This is a genomic window from Bradyrhizobium sp. SZCCHNS3016 (assembly GCF_032484535.1).
Lineage (GTDB): Bacteria > Pseudomonadota > Alphaproteobacteria > Rhizobiales > Xanthobacteraceae > Bradyrhizobium.
Genome location: NZ_JAUETE010000008.1, coordinates 263,657 through 287,046 on the forward strand (window position 1 = coordinate 263,657; position 23,390 = coordinate 287,046).

The following is a 23,390-nucleotide window of genomic DNA, read 5'->3' on the forward strand; positions in this document are numbered from 1 at the left end:
AGCTTCCTCGGTTCAGACCGGATGGACAACCTCCTGGAAGACCACAGTTAGCCACCGTCGCCCCCGGGATCATCATCTCCCAAGAGCTTGGCGCCAGCATCGGGGCGCCAGGACCACGCGACTTCACGTCCGCAACCCGCCGTTCGTCCGCATGCATCGAGCACGCTGCGACATGATCGCGGCCACCGCATCCCGCCCTCCACGTTCATGACGATCGCGAAGCGCCCCTCTCACGAGGACGGGACGCGGATGTTATTTCCGATTTTCGGAACAAAAGCAAGCGGAAAGTTTGAGGGCGGGGCTGGCTGCGGCGGTCATCTGGCTGATGCTGCGGGTGAAAATAAAAAATTGCAACGGAGCATGTTGCGTCATCGAGCAGTGGAGATCCGCGGCCATGCAGACAGAGACGTCGATGGCCGGTGACCTCTGTACCGTCCGTCGGTCTTGCTCTAGCATTCTCGACATCGGTTTTGTCGAGACGGGAATGAACGTGCCAATGCGACGTCCGCTTGCCGTGCTGGCAATCCTTGCGATGGGGTGGTCCTGGGCTCAGGCCGAGCCGGGACTGCATTGGCGGACGGCAAGCCCGGACGAGACGCCCTGGTCTGCACCGATCGCACGCGAGGTGCAGGAGTTTGCGGTCGAACAGAAGCCGACTGCGATCATGGTCGTGAGGGACGACGACATTGTTGCCTCGTTCGGCGATCTCGGTGCGAAGGTCAATGTCCGGTCCGTGCGCAAGAGTCTGCTCAGCGCGTTGTATGGCATCGCCGTCGAAGCCGGCCGGATCAACCTCGACAGCACGCTTGCCGCGCTCGAGATCGACGACGTTCCGCCGGGGCTTTCGCCGGCCGAGCAGACCGCGACGGTGCGTCAGCTACTGATGGCGCGCTCCGGGGTCTATCATCTCGCGTCCTATGAGACGGGGCAGATGAAGCAGGGGCGGCCGGCGCGCGAGAGCCATCCGCCGGGCAGTTTCTGGTACTACAACAACTGGGATTTCAACGCGCTCGGCACGATCTATCGGCAGTCCGTCGACGACGTGTTCGCAAGCTTCGACAGACGGATCGGCCGGCCGATCGGGATGGAGGATTTCTCCGCCGCAGACGGCGTGTACGTGAAGGAAGCCTCCTCGTCGCATCCGGCCTATGTGTTTCGGATGAGCGCGCGAGACCTGGCGAGGTTTGGCCTGCTGTTCCTGAACGGCGGACGCTGGAATGGGGCTCAACTGATCCCGCCGACATGGGTGACGGAATCGACCAGCCGTCTCTCGGACACCGAGCAGCCCGGACGGGGTTACGGCTATCTCTGGTGGACCTTCAGCAGCGTCCGATCCGGCATCAGCGGCTATTTTGCCTCCGGCTACGGCGGACAGCAGATCGTGGTCGTTCCCTCGAAGCACCTGGTGGTCGTCGAGCTGGTCGATCTGGCCGTGAATCGGAACGGCGTCCGAACGCAGCGCTTCCTCGATCTCGTCGGCAAGATCAGCGCGTCGGTTCCTTGAGCAGGACGTCGATGGCCCTGGCGATCAACCTCCGATCCGACGACGCCTCTTCGTGCGAGATCGAGCACCTGTGGAAGCAGGTCGCGGCTTTCGAGGACGCGCCGTCGATGCGCGAGCTGCGCTACCGGCCGCACTTCACCTTCGCGATCTATGACGCGCCTGAGATCGACGTCGAGACGGCTTCGCGCGCAATGCGCGTGGCTGTTCAAGGCGACACGGCGCTGCGGATCGCGTTCAATCGGGTCCGCTGGTTCTCGCACCCTCGTTGCGTGCTGTGGGCCGAGCCTGAGATGAACGCGACGCTGTTGCGATGGCATGCATCGATCTCGGCAGCGATCGATCCGCTGCTTTGCCGGCCGCACTATCGTCCCGGCGCGTGGGTGCCTCACTGCACGCTGGGCACGCGGATCTCGGATGACCGGCGCGACGATGCGATGACGTTTGCGCGCTCGTTCGTCGGCCGCTTTGAGGTCGTGTTCGATGCGATTGATTGCGTCGTGTTTCCGCCGGTGCGGATCGTGGCCGAACGCAAGCTGCCGCTGGCGACCGCGTAGGCGCTCGGTTCCCAGGGGAAAGGATGACGTCAATCGCGTCGGATGCTAGCGCCAGGACGGCTTCGGCAGATGATCGGGATTGTATGCCGGGGGCGGCCGAGGAGCCGGTGTAGCGGCGGCGTCGTCGGACGCCGAGAACAGCAGCAGCGCCTCGAACGGCACGTCGGGAGCTTCCGCGGCATAGCCGGAGCACGTGACGGGCGTGCCTCTGCAGCACCCTTCGAGGCTGAGCGTCAGCTCGTCGGGGCCGAACAGCGACGGCTGTCCCGGCGCGTGACGCTTCGTCTTGATGATGGCGGTAAACCGATCGCCATGCGTCTCGTAGCTGCCGGCATAGCTCAGCACGGTATCGCCGCCGCAGACCTTGCCGCCCACCAGTTCGACGATGCCGGTTCCCTGGCCTTTGGGGGTCCTGAACCAGGCCGAATAGGTGCCTTCCTTCATCATCTGCCGCAGATCCCATCGTTGGGTCGTCCGCATCGTTGTGCGAGGCGAATTAAGAGAAGGTGAAAACAACCGTCAGAACAGGCCTGGAACCCAAATTTGTTCGTGTACGAACGGAGGGAGCGTCAGCGGCCGGTCTCCGCGCACCCAGCCAGCCGTGCCGCGACTCGCGGAGTGCCTGGTTGCGCATCCCGTGGTCTTGCCATTCGTCTCAAGAAAATCATTCGGCTGGATGTCGGCCCGCGTATAAGGGCGCGTATAAGGGAATGAGAACTGGGCCAACTTTGAGGACTATCCGATGCCGTCCGAACCTCGCTCGCCACGTCTTGCCGTTCTGATCGATGCCGACAATGCCTCGGCCAAGATCGTGGACGGGCTGTTCGAGGAGATCGCCAAGATCGGCGAGGCGAGCGTGCGCCGGATCTATGGCGACTTTTCCAGCCCGCGCTCCAGGCCCTGGGCCGACACGCTCGCCAGACACGCCATCGTGCCGCAGCAGCAGTTCGCCTACACCACGGGAAAGAACGCCTCCGACATCACGCTGGTGATCGACGCGATGGACCTGCTGCACAGCGGACGGTTCGACGGCTTCTGCCTGGTGTCCTCGGACAGCGACTTCACCCGGCTCGCGGCGCGCATCCGCGAGCAGGGCATCGACGTGTTCGGCTTCGGCGAGCAGAAGACGCCGGAGAGCTTTCGGCAGGCCTGCCGCCGGTTCATCTACACGGAGAATTTGCGCAGCGACGCCGCGACCAGCAAGGACGCCGATACGGCTGCGGCACCCAAGTCTCTTTTGCCCATCACCGCGGCGACGCCGATGATCAAGAACGTCATCACGCAGATGGAAAGCGAGGACGGCTGGGTCGCGCTCGGCGAGGTCGGCAAGCAGCTCTCCAACCTGGTCTCCGACTTCGATCCGCGCACCTATGGCTGCCGCAAGCTCAGCGATCTCGTGCGCAAGACCGGCGCGTTCGAGATCGAGGAGCAGCCGAAAGGCGGCTCGGTGCGTATCCGCGTCAGGGCGTCGAGCGCGTCGCAGCCCAAGGCGAAGGCGCCGAGGGGACACCGCGAGGCGGCGGCCAAGGCGTGACGCAAGCTGAGCGTCGCGCCGTTGCTCGCAACATGACGGACACGTAGGGTGGGCAAAGCAGCCGCCGAAGGCGGCAGCGTGCCCACCGTCGGGCGGCGTGCCAGCGGTGAGGTGGTAAGCACGGCGCCACTACCAGCTCTCCGGTGGAGAGAGCACGGCCGCGCCTTTGCCAACCCTACATTTCTTCGCTGCTAGCCGCCCTGCCTGAGCTTCGCCAGCACCTTCAAGCCGCCATAGCCGTCGGCGGGGGTGATTCCGGCCTTGGCCTGGAAGTCGCGGATCGCTTTCATGGTGTCGTTGCCGACGCGGCCGTCGGTGCCGCCGGTGTCGAAGCCGGCGGCCGTCAGGCGCTTCTGCATCTCCTGCACCTCGGCAAGCGTCAGCGCGCGTTCGGAGCCGGGGAAGGGCTGCAGGAACGGCGGGGCGCCCAGGATGCGGTCGCCGAGATGGCAGATCGCGAGCGCGTAGCTCATCGCCGGATTGTAGGACTTCACCGAATAGAAGTTCGGGCCGAGCAGAAAGGCGGGGCCGCCCGCGACCGGGATCCAGAGCTGCGCGGTGGCATTGGGCTGCGGGAACGGCTGGCCGTCGGCGCGGGTGACGCCCGCCGCCTGCCAGGCCGCGTAGCTGCGGCTGCCCGACATGTTGCCGCGCGCGCGCACCTCGTAGCCCCAATGCTCGCCGCGATGATATTTGCCGCGGTTGACGAGATAGCGCGCGGTCGAGCCGAGCGCGTCGTCGGGTTTGCCGAACGGGTTGATCTTGCCGTCGCCGTCATAGTCGAAGCCGACGTTGAGCCAGACCTCGGGCATCCATTGCGTGTGGCCCATGGCGCCGGCCCAGGAGCCGCGCATCTCCTCAGGCGTGCTCCAGCCTCGGTCGACGATCTTGAGCGCGTTGGTGAGCTCGGTCTCCCAATAGGCCTTGCGGCGCGGCTCGTTCCAGGCGAGCGCGGCGAGCGCCGGAAACACCGGGCGCATGTGGTTCTGCTGCACCAGCGGATCGCCGAACGCGGACTCGACGCCCCACAGCGCCAGCAGGGTGCCGCGCTCGACGCCGAAATCCTTCTCGATGCGCGCGAACAGCGCCTCATTCTTCTGCAGCGCGATCTTGCCGTTGATGACGCGCCAGTCGGAGACGCGACGGTTGATGTACTGCCAGAGCTGCTCCTTGAACTCCGGCTGGTTGCGCATCTCCTTGAACACGGTCATGTCGGGCTCGAGCCGCGCCATGACCCGGGTCCAGGTCGCCGGCGAGATGCCCTTGGCCAGCGCACGAGCGCGAAAGCCGTCGCGCCAGGCCTCGAACTCGGCCGGGGCAGCCGCTGCCGGCAGGGCGGGGCCGAGCAGCGCGGCGGCACCGATGCCGGAGCGGAGCAGGGCGCGGCGGGTCATCGTATCGGGCTGTGAATCGGACTGGGTCATGGAGGGCAGTCTACCCGCTGATGCGGGCCGGCGGCAAAGCCCGGAACGGGCGGAACTTTCACGCTTGGTGGAGCTCGGCGGCGATGCGGGCCAGCCAACGGCGGATGGTCGCGAGGTCCCGCTTGCTCAGGTCGCCGGCGAGTCGCCGCTCCACCGCGGTGGCGCGGCGCCGGGCCTTGGCGAGCAGAGCGAGGCCGTGCCGGGTCAGGGTCCATTGCAGCGCCCGGCCGTGCACGGGATGCGGCGCTCTCTGGATGGCACCGTCGCGTTCCAGATTGCCGATGATGACGTTGACGGTCTGCGGCGTCAGCAGCGCGACGCGGGCGAGGTCGGCGCCGGACAGCCCGGGATAGGCCTTGAGCATCGTCAGCACCACGAATTGCGGATGGGTTAGTCCGGTCGCGATGAGCGCGCGGTCGAGCGACAGCCGCGCCGCGGCCTGTGCCTGGCGCAGCAAATAGGCGAGGTAGCCGTCCTCGCCGCGCTTGCCCTCGCCGGGCGATAGCGGGCGGGCCGCTGTCTTCGGCCGATGCGCGGGGCCGGCCTTTGCGGGGGCTGCCTTTCGTGACGCTCGCGAGGTCGTCAATTCCGGTGCCTTGCGCATATCATCAGAGCCCTGATAAGTTATCAGATATCTGATAACACGAGAGACAGGCCCATGTCACATGCGCGCAGCGAGTACACCGCGTTCCGGAGCCAGGCGCCGGAGCTGTACGATGCCATCCTTGCGGTGAGTCAGCAGGCGGCCAAGGCCGGCCTCGACAAGCAGCTGCTCGAACTCGTCAAGATCAGGGCGTCGCAGATCAACGGTTGCGCATTCTGCGTACAGCATCACGTGCTGCTGGCCGAGAAGCTCGGCGTGTCCGCCGACAAGATCAATCTCGTCGTGGTGTGGCGCGAGGCGCCGCAATTCTCGGCTCGCGAGCGCGCGGCGCTGGCGTTCACCGAGGCGCTGACCACGCTGCAGGGCGGCGTCAGCGACGAGGTCTATGCCCAGGCCCGGGCCGAATTCTCGGAAACGGAGCTGGTGTTCCTGACGTCGGCGATCGGCGTGATCAATCTCTGGAATCGCTATGGCGTCGCGTTCCGCTGGACGCCGGCGGAGCGGCCCGTGCGGGCGGCCTCCTGAGTTGCCTGGAACCGCAGCACGGCCCGGCGGGTTATGCGCGGGAGGTAGAGGAGGCGCGCATGACCGGGACGGACGAACCGCTCAAGCCGGAGGATTTTCCGCTGGAAGCCGACAAGGAGCGCGTGCAGCGCCAGGACGGCAAGCCGATCGCCACGACCAAGAACGAGGCGATGGCGCAAGAGATTGCGGACCGCCTCAATGCCGAGGAGCATCGTCGCGAAGAGGACAAGTGGTCGGCGTGACTGTTGACTGTCTCCCCGTCTCGTATCTCGCTGAGAGTTGCGGGAGACAGATGCTGCTTGCAATCAGCTCGAACTAATAAGCCCGCGTCCCACGCTCAAAACGGATTCGCCGGCTGCGCCCGCTTGGGGCCTTCCGGCTTCGGCTCGACCGCGAGGCTGGGGTCGGTCGGCATCACGCGCGCGCCGGCGGCGCGGGCGACCTGGCCGGTCGTCGAATGCCGTGCCGCCTCGACGGACTTGATCTCCGGCGGATGCCAGCGGTCGCGCACCAGCATTGTCAGCGCGCCCGCGCAGAGCAGCGCAATTGCGGCTGAAGCGAGCGCCGGTCCGGCTCTGCGATGCGGGTTGGCTGTCATCATCTGCGATCCTCCGTGGCCAGACAACCCGGAGCGGTGGGCCCCGGTTCCGGGTCCGCCGGCGATCAGTTCCGGTCGCGCGCGGCGGCGGCGTCGGCCGCAGGTCCGAGCGGCGACGATCCGAGTGCCCCGGTGGTCGCCGGCGGCGACGCGGCGATCTCCTCCAGCCCGACCTCGCGGCCGCGGCCGCTGATCAGGCGCTCATAGGCTGTAATCAGCGTCACGTAGGGATTGACCCAGATCCAGCCATCGCGCGTGAATAACTGGACGTCGAAATGCAGATGGCGCGTGGTGCCGTTGGGATGGTCGAGATAGTTCGAGACCACGCCGATCGGCTCGCCCTCGCGGAGGCTGCGGCCATTGAGCAGGCCGTCGGCATCCATCGCCGCGGGATTCATGTGCATGTAGCGAAAGCGGACGTGCTCGGTACCGCTGTTGACCTGCACCGTCACGGCCTGCTGCCGGGTCGAGCGGATCACGACGCCGTCGCGCACGGCGAGCACGCGCTGCCGCCACGGGTTGCAGCCGTCGGCGCCGTCGCGGCGCACCGGGCAGGCGCCCGGCCTGAGATCCTGGCCCTGATGGCCGAAGCCGCTGGCGCATTGGCCGACGTTGAAGCTGCGCGCCTCGCAGAAATTGTCACGCCAGGGATACTGGCTCCACGGCTGGTCGAATTTGTCGCTCGCGCGCCGGCGGCCGAACGACTGCGAATGCACATAGGCCGGCGCATCAAGGGGGTAGCGGATCTGCGAATAGACGGTGCGGTCGGCCCGCCCGCTCTGGCCGCGTCCGCCGCTGTTGGCGACGATGTCGCCAACGGGCCGATAGGTGAAATCGGCATCCAGCGTGACCGGGCGCTCGACGGCGAGCGGCGCGATCTCCGGCGGGATGCGCGACGGCTGCCCGCCGGCGATGCGCAGTGCCTTGAGGAAGCGCTCGGCGATGGGATAGGCCTCGCGGCAGGCGAGCCGCCGCGGTCGCGGCGCGCTGTCGAGGCACTGGATCGAGACCACATAGGGCACGCCGAAGCGCGTGAAGGCGTAGCGGACATAGCCCTCGCGAATGAAGCGGCGCAGATCGGGATATTGCGCTGACAGCGCCTTGACGCCTTCGCCCTTGCCGCCGGCGGGATCGGCGACATCGTAGGTGAGGAGTGAGCCGGTGATCTGGATCTCGACCGGTTTTGCGAAGACGCGCGACGGCAGGCCGGAGGTCACCTCCGGCGGCAGCGAGAACACCGCGTCGTAGCCGGACGGGCCGGCATCGAACAGGTCGGTCTGGAAGTCGGCCTGATAGCGCGGCAGGCCGCGCGCCGCGCTGGCGGCGCTGCGGCGCGCGGCGAGATAGGCGGTGGTGTCGAGCGGCAGCAAAACGGGGACCGGACTGCGTCCGATCCCCGTGAAGATGGTCGAGGTTACGCCGTTGAGCTGGACCAGCGCGGGCCTGCGCCGCGCATCACCGGCCGAAACGCTGCGCCGGCGCGCCGGCGCGAAGTCGGCGGCGACCTCGGGCGCCGCGTTGAGCTCGGAGCGGAGCTGGTCCAGCGCCGCGCGCCAGTCGGCGCGATTGATGGTGACGGAGGGCGTCGTGAAACCATCCGCCGCGCGCGTTGGCGACGCGGCCAGCGCGATGACCGCCGCAAGGGCGGCGGCGATGATGGTGACCCGTGCCCCCAATTCCCCCCACGCCCCCCGGCGTCAGATCCTCGAGATGCCTCAGTCCTTGGCGCGCTCGCAGTAGGAGCCGTCCTCGGTCATGACGACGATGCGGGTGCCGACCGTGATGTGCGCCGGCACGCCGGTGCGAACGCCGTTGGAGAGCACCGCCGGCTTGTAGGACGACGACGCGGTCTGGCCCTTGGTGACCGGCTCGGTCTCGACCACCTCGAGCGTGACCCGCTGCGGCAGCGTGATCGCCACCGGGACGACGTCGTGCATCGACAGCTTGACCGTCATGTTCTCCTGGAGATAGGCGGCCTGGTTGCCGACCACGTCCTTCGGCACCTGGACCTGGTCGTAGGTCTCCGGGTTCATGAAGTGGAAGCCGTCGGCATCCTCGTAAAGGTACGTGAAGTTGCGCTCCTCGATCGTCGCCTTCTCGACCTGGTCGGTGGTCTTGAAGCGCTCGGAGATCTTCACGCCGTCGCTGATTCGGCGCATTTCGATCTGGCTGACCGGAGTGCCCTTGCCGGGATGGATGTTCTCGGCGGTGACGACGACATAGAGCTTTCCATCTTGCTCAATGACGTTACCCTTGCGAATAGAGCTGGCGATGACTTTCAAAGCTGTTTTCCTGACACTGAAAAAGGGGCGCCGGACTGGGCCGGGGCGCCACGCGACGCGGAATGCGGTTTCGGGCGGCAACATACTGATTTTGTCCGGGGTTGCCAGTCTTTTGCGGCCGGAACGGGCGATCCCCTGATGTCCCGGGAGCCCGCGCCTTCGCCCTGGTGGTCGCCGCAGCGGCACGCCGACATCAGGCCGTTCCTGCTCGCCCGGGCCGCCATCATCCGCGCGCTGCGGGCCTGGTTCGACGAGCAGGGCTTTATTGAGGTCGAGACCGGCATCCTGCAGGTGTCGCCGGGCAACGAGACCCATCTGCACGCGCCGGGCACCGACCTGACGAGGCCGGACGGAACCCGCCATCGGCGGTATTTCCGAACGTCGCCGGAATTCGCCTGCAAGAAGCTGCTGGCGGCCGGCGAGCGGCTGATCTTCGAGTTTGCCCGCGTGTTCCGCGACCGCGAGCGCGGCGACCTGCATCTGCCGGAATTCACAATGCTGGAATGGTATCGGGCGGAGGCACCCTACGATGCGATCATGGCCGACACGGTCGTGGTGATCGCGCACGCGGCCCAGGCGACCGGAATCCGGCAGTTCGCCTTTCGCGGCCGCACCGCCGATCCCTTCGCAGAGCCCGAGATGCTGACGGTTGCCGGCGCGTTCGAGCGCCATGCAGGCATCGACCTGCTGGCGACCATCCGCGACGGCGCGGGCGACCGTGCGGCGCTGGCGCAGGCCGCCGCTGGCAAGATCCGGATCAGCGACGACGACACCTGGTCGGACCTGTTCAGCAAGGTGCTGGTCGAGCATGTCGAGCCGCATCTCGGGCAGGGACGCCTCACCGTGCTATATGAATATCCGGCGCCGGAGGCCGCGCTGGCGCGGGTGGCGGCGGACCCGCGCGTTGCCGAACGGTTCGAGGTCTACGCCTGCGGCGTCGAGCTCGCCAACGGCTTTGGCGAGCTCACCGACGCCGCCGAGCAGCGCCGCCGCTTCGAGCAGGAGATGGCCGAGAAGGAGCGGCGCTATGGCGAGCGCTATCCGCTCGACGAGGACTTCCTCGCCGCCGTGGCCGCGATGCCGCAGGCGAGCGGTGTGGCGCTTGGCTTCGACCGCCTGGTGATGCTGGCGGCCGGCGCCACGAGGATCGACCAGGTGGTGTGGACGCCGCCGGCAGGTGAGCGATGAACAGGGTCGAACGTCCGACGACATTGCGCAGCGCCGAGGATCTCGTCGCGCAGGGATTGGCTGACGCGGCGGACCAGCCGGCGCTGGCGCGCGTGGCGCAGCGCTATGCGGTGGCGGTGACGACGCATCTCGCCGACCTGATCGACGCTGACGATCCGAACGATCCGATCGCGCGCCAGTTCGTGCCCAGCGTGGACGAGCTGAAGGCCGCGCCCGGCGAGAGCGGCGATCCGATCGGCGACGATGCGCATGCGCCGGTGCCCGGCATCGTGCACCGCTATCCCGATCGCGTGCTGCTCAAGCTCGTGCATGTCTGCGCAGTGTATTGCCGCTTCTGTTTCCGCCGCGAGATGGTCGGACCCGGCAAGGACAATGCGCTGTCGGAGGAGGCCTATCGCGCGGCGCTGGACTACATCCGCGCACATGACGAGATCTGGGAGGTGATCCTCACCGGCGGCGATCCGCTGATGCTGTCGCCGCGGCGGCTGAAGGAGATCATGGCCGATCTCGCCGGCATCGATCACGTCAGGATCGTCCGTATCCACACCCGTTTGCCGGTCGCCGATCCCCAGCGCATCACGCCGGCGCTGGTCGAGGCGCTGAAGGTGCCGGGCGCCGCGACCTGGGTCGCGCTGCACGCCAATCATCCGCGCGAGCTCAGCCCTGCGGTTCAGGCAGCCTGCGCGCGGCTGATCGATGCCGGCATTCCCATGGTCAGCCAGTCGGTGCTGCTGCGCGGCGTCAATGACGATGCGGCGACCCTGGAGGCGCTGATGCGCGCCTTCGTCGAGATTCGCATCAAGCCGTATTACCTGCACCATGGCGACCTAGCGCCGGGCACGGCGCATCTGCGGACCACGCTGGCGCAAGGTCAGGCCCTGATTCGAACGCTGCGCGGCCGGGTGTCCGGCCTGTGCCAGCCCGACTACGTGCTCGACATTCCCGGCGGCTACGGCAAGGCGCCGGTGGGGCCGCAATACCTCACTGCCGATGAAACTGTTGAGCAGGATCATGCGGCAGGTGCGCAAACGCGCTATCGTGTGATTGACTATTGCGGCGAGGCGCACCTCTATCCGCCCGCCGCGGGATGAAGTGTCCTGCCGATTCCGCTGACACGGAGGAGCAACATGAAGAGACTTGCGATCGCGATGGGGCTCCTGATGGTCGTGACTGATGGCATCGCGCTGGCGCAGAGCGGCAGCGGCTCCTCCGCCGGCACCGGATCGAAGAGCGGCATGCCGCCGCAGGCGCCGGTCGGTCACCGCCAGGTCCGCCCGAGCGATTTGCCCAAGGCCGAGCAGGCCGAAGAAAATTCATTCAGCGGCATGACCAAGGAAGACCGCGAGCTCGATCGCAAGATCAAGGGCATCTGCCGCGGCTGCTGAGCGCGACCTGCGGCGCGCCCGACGCGCGCCGCTCATCGGTCGTGAGTGCTACGCCGAGCGCTCACGCGGGGAGTTGCGCTGCGCCGCACGCCGGGCGGCGACGGCATCGGCGAGCTGCTCCAGCACCTCCACCGTCGTGTCCCAGCCGATACAGCCGTCGGTGATGCTCTGGCCGTAGGTCAACGCCACGCCCGGCTTCACGTCCTGCCGACCCGCCACGAGATGGCTCTCGATCATCACGCCCATGATGCGCTGCTCGCCTGCGGCGAGCTGGCGTCCGACGTCGGCGGCGACCAGCGGCTGGTTCTCCGGCTTCTTGCTCGAATTGGCGTGGCTGGTGTCGATCATCAGCCGCGCCGGCAGTCCGGACTTGATCAGCTCGGCCGAGGCCTGCTCGACATGGGCGGCGTCGTAGTTGGGGCCGCTGCCGCCGCGCAGGATGATGTGGCAGTCCTCGTTACCGGTGGTCGCCGCGATGCCCGAGCGGCCGCCCTTGGTCACCGCCATGAAATGATGCGGATGAGCGGCCGATTTCACCGCGTCGGCGGCGATGCGGATGTTGCCGTCGGTGCCGTTCTTGAAGCCGACCGGGCACGACAGGCCTGAGGCCAGCTCGCGGTGGATCTGGCTCTCGGTGGTGCGCGCGCCGATCGCGGCCCAGGCCACGAGGTCCGCGATGTATTGCGGCGTCGTCATGTCGAGGAATTCGCATCCCGCCGGCAGGCCGAGATTGTTGACGGCGGACAGCACGCTGCGCGCGAGCCGCAGGCCCTTGTTGATGTCGAAGGAATTGTTGTCCAGGCCTGGATCGTTGATCAGGCCTTTCCAGCCAACGGTGGTGCGCGGCTTCTCGAAATAGACCCGCATCACGATTTCGAGGCGGTCGGCGAGGCGCTCGCGCAAGGCGGCGAGGCGGCCGGCGTAGTCGATCGCCGCGTCGGGATCGTGGATAGAGCAGGGGCCGACGATGACCAGCAGGCGGTCGTCGCTGCCGGTCAGGATGGCGTGGATCGCGTTGCGCGCCGCCATCACCACACGGGTCGCGGTCAGGGTGCGGGGGATTTCACCCATCACCTCCGCCGGCAGGCTCAATTCCTTGATTTCCTTGATACGAAGATCGTCTGTGGTGCTCAGCATGGCGGGCTCCTGGGTGTCTTGATGGGCACCTGCCGGCAACAAAAAAGCCGCCAGGTTCTGGCGGCTCGTTCGGATATCTTGCTGCAATGTGTCAGATTGAGCGCGATCCTCCCGCCGCCAGCGAGCTGTCGTAGCTAAAGTACCAATAGAAGCTGGTGGCGGCGTTGATCATGGCCATCCTATAGCGGCCGCGCGGCCGCTTGTCATCCCGAAAATCGAGCCCCCGGCGTCAGCCGTTGCGCGCGGCGAGCGCCATGCCGATCATAGACAGCCCGCCGAACAGCAGGTTGATGCCGACCAGCAGACCGATCGCCCACAACGCTGTGCCCGGCAGCCCGGAAATGATGATGCCGGCGATCGCGATGTCGACCACGCCCGAGATTGCCAGCCACGACCAGCGCCCGGACAGCTCGCGGCGGTGCTCCAGCGCATACATGATGGTGGCGACGCCCTCGGCGAGAAAATAGACGCCGATCACGATGGTCAGCGTCACCGTCCCCTGGACCGGCTGCGCCACCAGAATGATTCCGGCGATGATGGCGAGAACCGCCGACAACAGCGACCACCAGAAGCCCGGCATGCCGCGGGCCCAGAAGGTGAGCGCGAGCCCCGTGATGCCCGAGATCAGGAACATCCAGCCGAGGAAGATCGTGACCGCAAGGCTTGCCAGCGGGGTGAGGATCATCGCAAGCAGGCCAAGTACGGCGAGCAGGATGCCCTCGATCAGGAAGGCCTTCCAATGCGTGCGCACGGCTGCGCCCATTTGCGACCTCATGCGCTCGAGCTCGGGCGGAATCGTATCCTGCGGAAGGGTCATGATCGTCACTCCGGGCAAGGTCACGGGCTGGATGCCGCGTCCGCCTTCCCACGCAGATGGTGAGGAACGACGGCCGGGACAAGCGCGTGATGCGCGTTTCGTTGCTCTGATGGCGCGGCGGGGCCGGGATTATGCCGTCGTCCGCATCCGGTTGCGGCCGAAAACATAGATCGTCGTCGTGACAATCAGAAGGGCCATCCCGACGATGATCGCGGTGAGGCCCAGCGGAACCAGAACGCCGGCGACGTTGCGGTCGGGGTTGAGTAGCCAATGCCGAATCGAGGTCAGCACGAATCCAAGCCCGACGAAGCCGGCGGCGCCGCCGAGCAGCAGCAGCGCCCACATCCTGCGCAGCTGGCTCAGTCTTGCTCGCGCCACCTCGGTGCGGGGCGTGTGGTGATGGGCGACCCGGCGCACCAGTCGAACGGCCAGGCCGATCGAGGAGAACCCGATCAGCACGCTGGCGCCGCCGAGCCAGAGGCGCGCGGCGGTGTCGAGAGTCGACGCCCGCTGCAGCAACAGCAATGGATAGTCGAAGGCCGCATGCAGCATCACGGGAGCGGCCAGCACCAGCGCCCAGCTCGACAGCCGCGCCCCTTCGCGATTGTGGCGGTTGGCGCCAAGCGCCGTACTGGTGCGGGCGATCGCGAGATAGGCACCGGCAATGATGCCGAGCGCGCCATGAAACGGCACGGTGAGCACGCTGCGCAGCACCGCGAGCGAGCGCCACATCTCGGCATGCTGGACGAGGTAAGCGAGATTTTCATAGGCAGCAAAGCCGAGGCCTACGGCCGCGCCATAGAACACCGTGTCCATGGCGTTGCCGACCTGCCGGCGCCGCGACCATAGCGCGGCGATCACCGCGACCTTGGCGAGCTCTTCCGGCAAGGCGACGCCGAACAGAGCCCGGATCGCTTGCGCGATCCAGGGATTCTCCAGCGCCAGCCCGACATGCTGGAACGGGATCCTGACAATGCCGAGCAGCAGCACGCTGGCTGCCCCGAGCAGGAAGGCGGTCCAGATCTTGAGCGGGGGGCCTGAATTGTCACCGGCGGCGACCACCAGCCAGAGGATCAGCAGCGCGGGAGCGATCGCCGCGGTGCCGATCACGGTAGCGAGGGCTTCGAGCAGGTTCATTTGCGATGGCAAGTAAGCCATGGTCTCCGATCATCCAATGCGGCGGGGCCGAACCGGCCCTCCACCGCCCGCGCGGGGGTGGATTTGACATCGGTCCGTGGCCGCACGGCAAGATCTACATGTCGGCAGAATGAGCCGCCCTTCAAGGGAAAGAACCGCGCCCTGGCGCTCGATTGGGAAGAGACCGCCGCAGGGCCGAGTGCAGCCGCCGTCGGCTGCCGCCCGGCTGGCCTCAACGGGGCCGGGAGGCTCTCGGCGCCGTCGCCTCGCCGCCGCGCACCGGGGCCTCCTGGCGCGGCTCGACCGGGGTCCAGGCGTCGGTGCGGGAGGTGGTTGGCGCCTGGGCGGTCGTCGGCGTTTCCACGCAGCTCAAGCGCGGCGTCGGGTCGGCCACACGCCGGCATTCCAGACCTTCAGCGAAAGCGGCCTGACTGATCGCGCACGCAACCAGAACAATCGACAGAACTCTCATGGTGCCCCTCGGAGCAGGCGTGGGTCGCCCGTGATGCAGGCTCGACTCGGTCGTGCCGTTCGATGATGCCCAGCTTGGTCGCAAAAGCGTGCAAATATTTGACCATTCCCGCCGTCATTCAAAAGATTCTTCCGAAATTCACGCGTGCATTCCATGAATTGCAAGCGATGCGAGCGTTTTTCGCTGGTGCAAATGCGAAGCTGTTCGCTCCGTTGCGGCGCCAAGGCTCGGCGGCTGGCGCCGAACCGCTATTTGCCCCCAGCTTGCTCGGCATGGGCGGCCGGGCGGGCTTGATGTGGCGAAGGGATCATGGTCGGTTGCCGCGATGAATTCGCCGCCTTGGTCAGCTTCCGACAGAGCCCGTGGTCCACGCTATCGCCGTGGCTGGGTCGACGACGCCGTGGCGGCCATCGAGGCCGACCAGTGCCGGACCGCCGACACGCACTTGATCCGGCTGATCGTGCCCGCGCTCGCCGGCATCGACATCTACCTGAAGGACGAGTCGACCCATCCGACCGGGAGCCTCAAGCATCGGCTGGCCCGATCGCTGTTTCTCTATGCGTTGTGCAACGGCCACATCCGCGAAGGCACGCCCGTGGTCGAGGCCTCCTCCGGGTCGACAGCGGTATCGGAAGCCTATTTCGCGCAGATGATCGGCGTGCCGTTCTACGCGGTAATGCCGCGCACCACCTCGGCGGAGAAGATCGCCGCGATCACGCATTACGGCGGCAACTGCCATCTCATCGATGACGGCCGGTTTCTCTATGCCGAGGCGGCTGCGCTCGCGAGCCGGCTCGGCGGCCATTACATGGACCAGTTCACGTTCGCCGAACGTGCCACCGATTGGCGCGGCAACAACAACATCGCCGAGTCGATCTTCAACCAGCTGCAGGGCGAGCGCTGCCCGCTGCCGGAATGGATCGTGATGGGCGCGGGCACCGGCGGCACGTCGGCGACGATCGGCCGCTATCTGCGCTACCGCCGCCACCCGACGCGGCTGTGCGTCGCCGATGTCGAGCATTCCGCGTTCTTTGACGCCTTCTGCAACGGCGACAGCGCCCGGACGTGCGAACGGCCGTCGCTGATCGAGGGCGTCGGCCGTCCGCGCTGCGAGCCATCCTTCGTGCCGGGGGTCGTCGATCGCATGATGAAGGTGCCGGATGCCGCCTCCGTCGCGGCGATGAACGTGCTAACGCGGCGGCTGCGCCGGCCGGTCGGCGGCTCGACCGGGACCAATTTCCTGGCGCTGTGCCGGCTGGCGGCCGAGATGCGGCAGGATGGACAGAGCGGCTCACTGGTCACGCTGATCTGCGATTCCGGGGAGCGCTATCGCCAAACCTATTACGAGCCGCAATGGCTCTCCGCGCGCGGTCTCGACCCCGCGCCGTACGAGGCAGCTCTGTCTGCCTTCCTCGACACCGGTGCGCCGCTGCGGCTCGAGGTTGCCGATGCGGAGAACCCGCTGCGCGCCTGAACGCCTCCGGGGGCGTCGCGGACCGCGGCGAGCGGCATCCGGATGCCCGGCATCGTGCGCGATCCCTGATCTGGATCAACGAAGGACGCGCCGGATTGCGCTTTGGTCCCACCCCGAACAGGAACCTCCAAGGGCGCGCCGGAACGCAGGTTCGGGACGCGGGCAGGGGAAGGACGGATCAGGTGATGAACTACGACAGCTATTTCGACCGTGCCCTCGAACAGTTGCACCAGGAACGGCGCTATCGCGTCTTTGCCGATCTGGAGCGCCTCGCCGGCCGTTTCCCCCGCGCAATCTGGCATTCGCCGGAGGGGCCGAAGGACGTCGTGATCTGGTGCTCCAATGACTATCTCGGCATGGGCCAGCATCCGAAGGTGATCGGCGCCATGGTCGATGTCGCCGCGCGCATGGGCACCGGCGCCGGCGGCACCCGCAACATCGCCGGCACCAACCATCCGCTGATCGAGCTCGAGCGCGAGCTTGCCGATCTCCACGGCAAGGAAGCGGCGCTGGTGTTCACCTCGGGCTACGTCTCCAACGAGACCGGCATCTCGACCATCGCAAAACTGCTGCCGAACTGCCTGCTGCTGTCGGACGCGCTCAACCACAATTCGATGATCGAGGGCGTCCGCAAGGCCGGGAGCGAGAAGCAGGTCTGGCGGCATAACGACCTCGCCCATCTCGAGGAGCTGCTGCGGGCGGCCGATCCCGACCGGCCCAAGCTGATCGTCTGCGAGAGCCTGTATTCGATGGATGGGGATGTCGCGCCCCTGCACCGGATCTGCGATCTCGCCGAGCGTTATGGCGCGCTTACTTACGTCGACGAGGTCCATGCGGTCGGCATGTACGGCCCGCGCGGCGGCGGTATCGCCGAGCGCGACGGCGCGATGGCCCGCATCGACATCCTCGAAGGCACGCTCGCCAAGGCCTATGGCTGCCTCGGTGGCTACATCGCTGCCAATGCCAATCTGATCGATGCCGTCCGCTCCTATGCGCCGGGCTTCATCTTCACCACCGCCTTGCCGCCGCCGGTCTGCGCCGCCGCGACCGCCGCGATCCGCCACCTCAAGACCTCGCAGTGGGAGCGTGACCGGCACCAGGATCGGGCGGCCCGACTCAAGGCCGTGCTGAACGCCTCCGGGCTGCCGGTCATGCCGTCCGACACCCACATCGTGCCGGTGCATGTCGGCGATCCCGAGAAGTGCAAGACGGCGTCCGACCTGCTCTTGTCCGAGCACGGCATCTACATCCAGCCGATCAACTATCCGACCGTGCCGCGCGGCCTGGAGCGGCTGCGGATCACGCCATCGCCCTACCATGATGACGGCCTGATCGACGCCCTGGCTGAGGCGCTGGTCGACGTCTGGGACCGGCTCGGCCTTGCGCGGGCGCCGCAGGCGCTGGCCGCGGAGTGAGCCCGTCCCGCTGACCTGTCACATCGGCCAGTCAGTTTGATCTGCCGCAATGCCGCCCGCGCTCGCGCGGGCGTAGTCTCCTGCGTTCAGGGAAAATGCCGGTTCGGCAGGGCCCGGCCGGCGCACAGGCGAGGGCGGCCATGGCTAGGATCATCGAAGCGCTGCTGCAGGAGCACGAGAATCTCGAGAAGCTTCTGTCGGTGCTCGAGCACGAATTGGAGCTGTTCGATCACAATCGGCGGCCGGACTACGACATCCTGCAAAGCATCATCGCCTATTTCGAGGACTATCCGCAGCGCTGTCATCATCCCAAGGAGGAGATGATCTTCGACAAGCTGCGCGAGCGCGACCCTGCTGCGGCCGCAGCCTATGGCGACGTCGACGACGAGCACGAGACCGAGGCGCAGCGGCTGCGCGGCTTTGCCGACGCCGTGAACGCGGTGCTGTCGGACCAGGAGATCCTGCGCGAAAGCTTTCATGCCGCCGTGCACCAGTTCATCGACAGCCAGCGCGAGCATCTGCGCAAGGAGGAGACCCTGCTGTTTCCCGCGGCGCTGCGCATCCTGAGCGCGGAGGACTGGGCCGACATCGATGCCCGCATGTCCGACCGAAAGGACCCGCTGTTCGACGGCGATGTCGCCGAGAAGTTCCACAATCTCGAGCGGACCATCCTGCGCTGGGAACAGGAGGCGGAGCAGGCGCGCGCCACCGCCGGCTGATGGCGTTTTGCCCAATTGCGCCCCGTGGCTGGTGGACTATAGTTCCAGTCGGGGCAGGCACTCTTTCGCGGAGCTGGCTATGGCCGCTTTGAACACTGGGCTCGATCCGGTCCGAGGTTCGTCGAATGCAGGGGGAGGGGCAGATGCGGCCCGGACGCCTGCGCAGGTCCCGATGGCGCAGCAGAGTGCCTTTGGCAGCCACGGCTACGACATGTATCCCCAGGAGCTCGTCCGGCTGTCGGGCTGCCAGGAGCAGGCGCTGCGCCGTGAGACGAAGCGCACCTTGCAACTGAGCTGACGGTCTTGTCAGATCTCGCCGCTCGATGGTTCTCGCGCTGCTTCATGGCCGGAACGCAAACCCGGGATCATGGTTGTAGAGTTCAGGATCGTGGTTATTCCAGTATACGTGCGTTAACCTGTCATTAACCAGATCGCGCGACCCTGTTCGCATACTCCCCAGGAATGCGACGGAACCGGACGGCCGGAGCCGGCAGTCGCGACAAGAGGCCGGCGGCGTAACGCCCGTCGGCCTTTTTGCGTGGGCGGGTCAGCTGGAATTGACACCGCACCCTTGCGTCAGTTGCGCCGCGCCAGCGAGCGCAGGAACCCCTGATATTCCTCATTCAATTCCATATCGACCGCGGGCGCGAGCCTCAGCAGGACATTGGCGATGAACGCCTGGTCGTTTCGCGGCTCCTCCAGCACCTCGCGCAGCACCGGGACGTTGTCCTCGATGTGATGCAGAAAGGCGACGCCTTTCTCCGCCGTCTCGGTCCAGCGCGCCCGCGTCCATTTCGCCAGCGGATACATGATCTCGTGGACGAAGTTCGACTTGCGCGCCTTCTCGAAGAAGCGCAGTCCGGCGCTCCAATATTCCTTGGCGCGCAGTGGCGGTGGCGGCAGATCGCCCGTCAGCATCTTCTTGCCGGCCTGGCCGACGAAATCGTCGAGCGTGGTCGGCGCATCGATCGTGGCGCGGAAGTGCCACAGCGCGAACGAGCCGGGAAAATCCTTGCCCATGCCGTCGAGCAAGGCGGTCTCGACCTTGTCGACCGCGGCCTTGTCGCCCTTCAGCGACGCCGTCATCGCGAAGGCGAACAGCGCGTCGTTGCCGACCTCGTGAACGCCGCCGTTCTGCAATTGCGCCGCCGACAATGCGGGTGTCTTGCCGTCTGCAGGCACCGTGGCCTCGCCGGCGCGCTGCGCCTTGATGAAGGCGGTGATCTCGAGCCAGCCCATGAGGTTGGCGATGAAGGCGTCGGGATCGACATGCACGATGGCGAGATTGAGCGGCTCCTTGCGTGTTCTCAGCTCGGTCATGTCGGTCATGTCGCACTCCGCCGCAACTCGCCGCCGAGCGGTCTGTCGCCTTTGCGACACGTCGGCTCGTTCGACGAGAGATGCCGGGAAGGGCAGCAAGAAGGGTGCCACGGTCTTGTCGGGCTCGCGGGGCACAGCGCGGTCCGCGGAACGAGTTTTGCTCGTGGTCTTTCGATTGCGATGGTCGCAATGGAGCATGAGGCCAGCGAATGTTCACCCGCGTCTGCAAGGCCGACACCATCGACGAAGGCGGCATGCGCCTCGTCATCGCCGACGCCCAGCTCATCATCCTTGCCTGGCCCGAAAATGGCGAGCTCAAGGCGTTCCAGGGCGTCTGCCCGCACACGGCGGCGCCGATGGAGGAGGCCGGCTTCGACGGCCGCGTGCTCAGTTGCCCCATGCACAATTGGACGTGGGATGCTTTCACCGGTACGCCGCTCCACCCGCCGGAGAGCGCGCTGGCGCAATATCCGGTCAAGGTCGAGGAGGGCGTGGTCTACATCGACACGGACGGCATCTCCCCGCTGTTTGCGGCGCGTTGAGCATGGCTGGAGGAGCGCGGAAAGACCGCCAAGGGGTGGCTTGCCCGGCCGGCGAAACGCCTCTATACGTTCGGCGCGCGGCACGGAATCACCGTCGGTGGTTCAGCCGACCTCGCAGATCATCGCCTCAAGCGGCTGATTTGCTGAAGGTTTTACCGAAACGTGCAAGCGGCGATGGCACCGGGACCTCGTGCCCTCTGGCATCGTGCGTATTGCTCCCTTCGTCTATCGGTTAGGACGCCACCCTTTCACGGTGGAGAGAGCGGTTCGATTCCGCTAGGGAGCGCCACTCCGCGCCGGCTTTCCTTACCCATCCCCCCGATCTTGAAATCCACGGTCCGTGTCGAGATGCGGTCGGCGTGAGGTCTGCGCTCATGCACCGCAGGCGAGTACGTGGTCCGGTCAACCGTCCATTAGGGTCCTTGCCGTACTGCAGCGGGCGAAGCAGGAGCAGGATGATGGCCGCGCCCAAGAAGCGGGAAGCCCGCAAATCGATGAAGCAGCCGGCGTGGATCACGCTGGAGGGCGGGTTCGCCGTTCGCCATTGCCTGGTTCAGGACATTTCCAGCGCCGGCGCCAAGCTGACCCTGCAGGACGCGGCGGCGCTGCCGGCGACCATCCGGCTCGCCTTCGCGCGCGACGCAAGAACCGGCCGGCAGTGCCAGGTGGTGTGGCGCCGCGGCGCCTCGGTCGGCGTCAAGTTCATCGGCAATTAGGCGTCGCTGTCGCTTCCCTGCGGCAGACGCGCTAACAAGCGGCATGTGTCGATCTCTCATCCTGGGCGCCATCACGGCGCTGGCCGCCGTGACCGTGGCAGCCGCCGGCTCGCCGGGATCATCGCTTCTTGCGCCATCGCTTCCCGCGCCGAAGGCGGCTGGACCCAACAAGGCTGCACCCCGTTCAGGCGCCGCCAGCAACAATCCCTGCGCGTCCTACGGTGCCAACTTCGTGCGCGTCGAGGGAACCGATACCTGCGTGAAGATCGGCGGCGCCCTGCGTGTCGAGATGGGCACCTCGACCAGCCGCTGAGGTGCTCACGACAGCGGCGGCGCAATGTGGCGGATGAAGGCCGGGCGTCGCGCGATCTGCCCGTACCAGCGCGCGAGACTCGGCAGCTCCGGCTTGACGACACCTTCGACTCCGAACCAGCGCCGTGCATAGGCGCCGAGCGCGATGTCGGCGAGCGTGAAGCGCTCGGCCTCGACATGGCTGCGCGTGGCCAGATGTGTGTCGAGGATGCGCCACATCGCCGCGGCGTCGTCGGCCGCCTTCTGCAATGCGGCCATGTCGCGCTGCTCCGGCGGCGTTCGCACCAAACCCCAGAACAGCGGACGCTCGATCGGCTGCACCGTCGACAGCGTCCAGTCCAGCCAGCGCTCCACTGCGGCGCGGTGCCGCGGCGTCGTTGGATAAAGCGGCGTGCCATCGCCATGGGCGAGGCAGAGATAGCGCATGATTGCGTTGCTCTCCCACAGCACGAAATCACGCTCGACCAGCGTCGGGATGCGGCCGTTCGGATTCATCGCGAGATAGTCCGCTTCGTTGTTGCGGCCGAACTGCATGCCCGCGTCGATACGGTCATAAGCGACATCGAGCTCGGCGAGACACCACAGCACCTTCTGCACGTTCACCGAATTGGGGCGGCCCCAGATCGTCAGTCTGTTGTCGGCGGACACGTCCGGCTCCTGTCTGGGCGAGCGGCATTGCTAGCGCATGTTACGCAAAAAGCCCCGCTCGAAGCGGGGCTTTTCCGTCGAACGCGTCGTTCGCGGCGATCAGTGGCCGAAGAACAGCCACAGCAGAATGATCACCGGAATCGGCACGCCCAACAACCACAGTAGAATTCCTCGACCCATCTCGGCCTCCTCGAATCCTCTCCATCAATCGGAGCGACAACGCGAGGATGGCCTCGATGTTCCGGCAGGTGGACGAGTGCGAACGGCTCACCAATGTCCGGTGTTCGGCATCGACAGCCAGGGCTCGGCCGGCGCCTTCGGCTCGCCCTTCTGCAACAGCTCGATCGAGTGCAGATCGGGCGAGCGGATGAAGGCCATGTTGCCGTCGCGCGGCGGCCGGTTGATGGTAATGCCGAGCTTCATCAGCCGGTCGCAGGTGGCGTAGATGTCGTCGACCTCATAGGCGAGATGGCCGAAGAAGCGGTCCTCGCCATAGCTCTCCTCGTCCCAATTGTAGGTGAGCTCGACCAGCGGGGCGCCGCGCGTCGGCGGCAGGCTCTTCAGCAGGTGTTCATCTTCGGGTGCGCAGAGAAACACCAGTGTGAAGCGACCCTTGTCGTTTTCGATCCGGCGCACCTCCTTGAGGCCGAGCGCATCGGAATAGAATTTGAGCGCGGCGTCGAGATTGCGCACGCGCAGCATGGTGTGGAGATAACGCATCGTTTCTTCTCTCCCTGAACTCGAAGCGGATGCTCAACGGCCGCCTGCGGACGCCGATCCATAGCAGTAATTCGTTCGCCCGTGTATCGAGCCTGATGCTGCGGCGATGCCGGCTCGCGCGGATGTGCAGTGCGCGCGGCGACGCATTCGACGGGGCTGCGCGGTGTTGCGAGAGCCTCTCCGTATGCCAGCGAATCGCTGTTTTGGCAGTGATTCGGGGCAGGGATGAACGGGCGCGATGCGACCGCATGCAGGGATTTCAGCGTGTTTCGCCTGCAATGTGAGGCCAAAATCACGCAGGACCATCGAAAATGCCTGGAAATATAGGGGAAAATGAATCGCATGCTCCGTTCGATCGCCATC

The 23,390-nt window shown here is 66.5% G+C and carries 29 protein-coding genes and 1 tRNA gene; 17 read left to right on the forward strand and 13 right to left on the reverse strand.

Going from position 1 to position 23,390, the window contains the following annotated elements:
* Positions 1-484 precede the first annotated feature (484 nt).
* Both QW881_RS17585 and QW881_RS17590 read left to right on the forward strand, forming a co-directional pair.
* Positions 485-1,504, forward strand: a complete 1,020-nt coding sequence (locus QW881_RS17585) for a serine hydrolase (RefSeq protein ID WP_315755560.1) — start codon at positions 485-487, stop codon at positions 1,502-1,504.
* 11 nt (positions 1,505-1,515) lie between these two features.
* Positions 1,516-2,058 carry a 2'-5' RNA ligase family protein gene (locus tag QW881_RS17590; protein ID WP_315755559.1) on the forward strand — a complete coding sequence of 181 codons (543 nt, stop codon included), beginning with the start codon at positions 1,516-1,518 and terminating at the stop codon, positions 2,056-2,058.
* A 45-nt stretch (positions 2,059-2,103) separates the two neighbouring features.
* Here QW881_RS17590 and QW881_RS17595 read toward each other — a convergent pair whose 3' ends face one another.
* A complete protein-coding gene (locus QW881_RS17595; RefSeq protein WP_315755558.1) occupies positions 2,104-2,505 on the reverse strand; it encodes a hypothetical protein in 402 nt (133 codons plus the stop codon).
* Positions 2,506-2,800: 295 nt separating this feature from the next.
* Between QW881_RS17595 and QW881_RS17600 the strand changes: the two genes are divergently transcribed.
* Positions 2,801-3,592, forward strand: a complete 792-nt coding sequence (locus QW881_RS17600) for an NYN domain-containing protein (RefSeq protein ID WP_315737836.1) — start codon at positions 2,801-2,803, stop codon at positions 3,590-3,592.
* 191 nt (positions 3,593-3,783) lie between these two features.
* Here QW881_RS17600 and QW881_RS17605 read toward each other — a convergent pair whose 3' ends face one another.
* Both QW881_RS17605 and QW881_RS17610 read right to left on the reverse strand, forming a co-directional pair.
* A complete protein-coding gene (locus QW881_RS17605) occupies positions 3,784-5,016 on the reverse strand; it encodes a lytic murein transglycosylase (protein ID WP_315755557.1) in 1,233 nt (410 codons plus the stop codon).
* Between the two features lie 58 nt (positions 5,017-5,074).
* Complete coding sequence (locus QW881_RS17610) at positions 5,075-5,620, reverse strand: MarR family winged helix-turn-helix transcriptional regulator (protein ID WP_315755556.1); 546 nt, start codon at positions 5,618-5,620, stop codon at positions 5,075-5,077.
* A gap of 54 nt (positions 5,621-5,674) precedes the next feature.
* On the opposite strand from QW881_RS17610, the gene QW881_RS17615 reads away from it, so the two are divergent.
* Together QW881_RS17615 and QW881_RS17620 are read left to right on the forward strand one after the other, a co-directional pair.
* Entirely contained in the window at positions 5,675-6,145 is a 471-nt protein-coding gene (locus QW881_RS17615) for a carboxymuconolactone decarboxylase family protein (protein ID WP_315826897.1), read from the forward strand.
* Between the two features lie 59 nt (positions 6,146-6,204).
* On the forward strand, positions 6,205-6,387 hold the full coding sequence (locus QW881_RS17620; RefSeq protein ID WP_315712101.1) for a hypothetical protein: 183 nt from the start codon (positions 6,205-6,207) through the stop codon (positions 6,385-6,387).
* Positions 6,388-6,482: 95 nt separating this feature from the next.
* Here QW881_RS17620 and QW881_RS17625 read toward each other — a convergent pair whose 3' ends face one another.
* From QW881_RS17625 to efp, 3 genes are all read right to left on the reverse strand, one after another.
* Positions 6,483-6,746: a hypothetical protein gene (locus QW881_RS17625; protein ID WP_315755554.1), complete on the reverse strand. Its 264-nt coding sequence runs from the start codon at positions 6,744-6,746 to the stop codon at positions 6,483-6,485.
* Positions 6,747-6,808: 62 nt separating this feature from the next.
* The gene (locus QW881_RS17630) at positions 6,809-8,419 is read right to left on the reverse strand and encodes a M23 family peptidase (protein WP_315755552.1); all 1,611 of its coding nucleotides are present in this window, start codon (positions 8,417-8,419) and stop codon (positions 6,809-6,811) included.
* Positions 8,420-8,458: 39 nt separating this feature from the next.
* Positions 8,459-9,025, reverse strand: a complete 567-nt coding sequence (efp, locus tag QW881_RS17635; RefSeq protein ID WP_315712097.1) for an elongation factor P — start codon at positions 9,023-9,025, stop codon at positions 8,459-8,461.
* 138 nt (positions 9,026-9,163) lie between these two features.
* Between efp and epmA the strand changes: the two genes are divergently transcribed.
* From epmA to QW881_RS17650, 3 genes are read left to right on the forward strand one after another with little or no spacing between them, the layout of a single operon-like run.
* Positions 9,164-10,213: an EF-P lysine aminoacylase EpmA gene (epmA, locus tag QW881_RS17640; protein WP_315755551.1), complete on the forward strand. Its 1,050-nt coding sequence runs from the start codon at positions 9,164-9,166 to the stop codon at positions 10,211-10,213.
* A complete protein-coding gene (locus QW881_RS17645) occupies positions 10,210-11,304 on the forward strand; it encodes a lysine-2,3-aminomutase-like protein (RefSeq protein ID WP_315755550.1) in 1,095 nt (364 codons plus the stop codon). The genes epmA and QW881_RS17645 overlap by 4 nt, the downstream gene beginning before the upstream one ends.
* Positions 11,305-11,340: 36 nt before the next feature.
* Positions 11,341-11,598 carry a hypothetical protein gene (locus QW881_RS17650; RefSeq protein WP_315737845.1) on the forward strand — a complete coding sequence of 86 codons (258 nt, stop codon included), beginning with the start codon at positions 11,341-11,343 and terminating at the stop codon, positions 11,596-11,598.
* A 48-nt stretch (positions 11,599-11,646) separates the two neighbouring features.
* Here the strand turns inward: QW881_RS17650 and QW881_RS17655 are convergent, their stop codons facing one another.
* The 4 genes from QW881_RS17655 to QW881_RS17670 form a co-directional block, all read right to left on the reverse strand.
* The gene (locus QW881_RS17655) at positions 11,647-12,735 is read right to left on the reverse strand and encodes a 3-deoxy-7-phosphoheptulonate synthase (RefSeq protein ID WP_315755549.1); all 1,089 of its coding nucleotides are present in this window, start codon (positions 12,733-12,735) and stop codon (positions 11,647-11,649) included.
* A 229-nt stretch (positions 12,736-12,964) separates the two neighbouring features.
* Positions 12,965-13,552, reverse strand: a complete 588-nt coding sequence (locus QW881_RS17660; RefSeq protein WP_315737847.1) for an HdeD family acid-resistance protein — start codon at positions 13,550-13,552, stop codon at positions 12,965-12,967.
* Between the two features lie 129 nt (positions 13,553-13,681).
* Positions 13,682-14,710 (reverse strand): PrsW family intramembrane metalloprotease, encoded by a 1,029-nt coding sequence (locus tag QW881_RS17665; RefSeq protein WP_315755548.1) that lies wholly within the window; start codon positions 14,708-14,710, stop codon positions 13,682-13,684.
* A gap of 211 nt (positions 14,711-14,921) precedes the next feature.
* Entirely contained in the window at positions 14,922-15,161 is a 240-nt protein-coding gene (locus QW881_RS17670; protein ID WP_315755547.1) for a hypothetical protein, read from the reverse strand.
* Positions 15,162-15,235: 74 nt separating this feature from the next.
* Here QW881_RS17670 and QW881_RS17675 point away from each other — a divergent pair, with 74 nt between their 5' ends.
* From QW881_RS17675 to QW881_RS17695, 5 genes are all read left to right on the forward strand, one after another.
* Positions 15,236-15,490 (forward strand): hypothetical protein, encoded by a 255-nt coding sequence (locus QW881_RS17675; RefSeq protein ID WP_316158539.1) that lies wholly within the window; start codon positions 15,236-15,238, stop codon positions 15,488-15,490.
* Positions 15,487-16,635: a PLP-dependent cysteine synthase family protein gene (locus tag QW881_RS17680; RefSeq protein WP_315755545.1), complete on the forward strand. Its 1,149-nt coding sequence runs from the start codon at positions 15,487-15,489 to the stop codon at positions 16,633-16,635. Before QW881_RS17675 ends, QW881_RS17680 begins: the two co-directional genes overlap by 4 nt.
* Before the next feature lie 185 nt (positions 16,636-16,820).
* Positions 16,821-18,050: a 5-aminolevulinate synthase gene (gene hemA, locus QW881_RS17685; protein WP_315755544.1), complete on the forward strand. Its 1,230-nt coding sequence runs from the start codon at positions 16,821-16,823 to the stop codon at positions 18,048-18,050.
* Positions 18,051-18,190: 140 nt separating this feature from the next.
* Positions 18,191-18,769, forward strand: a complete 579-nt coding sequence (locus QW881_RS17690) for a hemerythrin domain-containing protein (protein ID WP_315755543.1) — start codon at positions 18,191-18,193, stop codon at positions 18,767-18,769.
* Between the two features lie 172 nt (positions 18,770-18,941).
* Positions 18,942-19,067, forward strand: coding sequence for a hypothetical protein (locus QW881_RS17695; protein WP_315737852.1), 126 nt, complete (start codon positions 18,942-18,944; stop codon positions 19,065-19,067).
* 278 nt (positions 19,068-19,345) lie between these two features.
* On the opposite strand, the gene QW881_RS17700 is transcribed toward QW881_RS17695, so the two are convergent.
* Entirely contained in the window at positions 19,346-20,098 is a 753-nt protein-coding gene (locus QW881_RS17700) for a hypothetical protein (protein WP_315737853.1), read from the reverse strand.
* 200 nt (positions 20,099-20,298) lie between these two features.
* Between QW881_RS17700 and QW881_RS17705 the strand changes: the two genes are divergently transcribed.
* From QW881_RS17705 to QW881_RS17720, 4 genes are all read left to right on the forward strand, one after another.
* Positions 20,299-20,631: a Rieske 2Fe-2S domain-containing protein gene (locus QW881_RS17705; RefSeq protein ID WP_315755542.1), complete on the forward strand. Its 333-nt coding sequence runs from the start codon at positions 20,299-20,301 to the stop codon at positions 20,629-20,631.
* Between the two features lie 214 nt (positions 20,632-20,845).
* Positions 20,846-20,920, forward strand: a tRNA-Glu gene (locus QW881_RS17710).
* Positions 20,921-21,089: 169 nt separating this feature from the next.
* A complete protein-coding gene (locus QW881_RS17715; RefSeq protein ID WP_315755541.1) occupies positions 21,090-21,347 on the forward strand; it encodes a PilZ domain-containing protein in 258 nt (85 codons plus the stop codon).
* Positions 21,348-21,390: 43 nt separating this feature from the next.
* Positions 21,391-21,660: a porin gene (locus QW881_RS17720; protein WP_315755540.1), complete on the forward strand. Its 270-nt coding sequence runs from the start codon at positions 21,391-21,393 to the stop codon at positions 21,658-21,660.
* 5 nt (positions 21,661-21,665) lie between these two features.
* Here QW881_RS17720 and QW881_RS17725 read toward each other — a convergent pair whose 3' ends face one another.
* Both QW881_RS17725 and QW881_RS17730 read right to left on the reverse strand, forming a co-directional pair.
* On the reverse strand, positions 21,666-22,307 hold the full coding sequence (locus tag QW881_RS17725) for a glutathione S-transferase family protein (RefSeq protein WP_315755539.1): 642 nt from the start codon (positions 22,305-22,307) through the stop codon (positions 21,666-21,668).
* Between the two features lie 267 nt (positions 22,308-22,574).
* The gene (locus QW881_RS17730) at positions 22,575-23,027 is read right to left on the reverse strand and encodes a VOC family protein (RefSeq protein ID WP_315755538.1); all 453 of its coding nucleotides are present in this window, start codon (positions 23,025-23,027) and stop codon (positions 22,575-22,577) included.
* Positions 23,028-23,390: the final 363 nt, after the last annotated feature.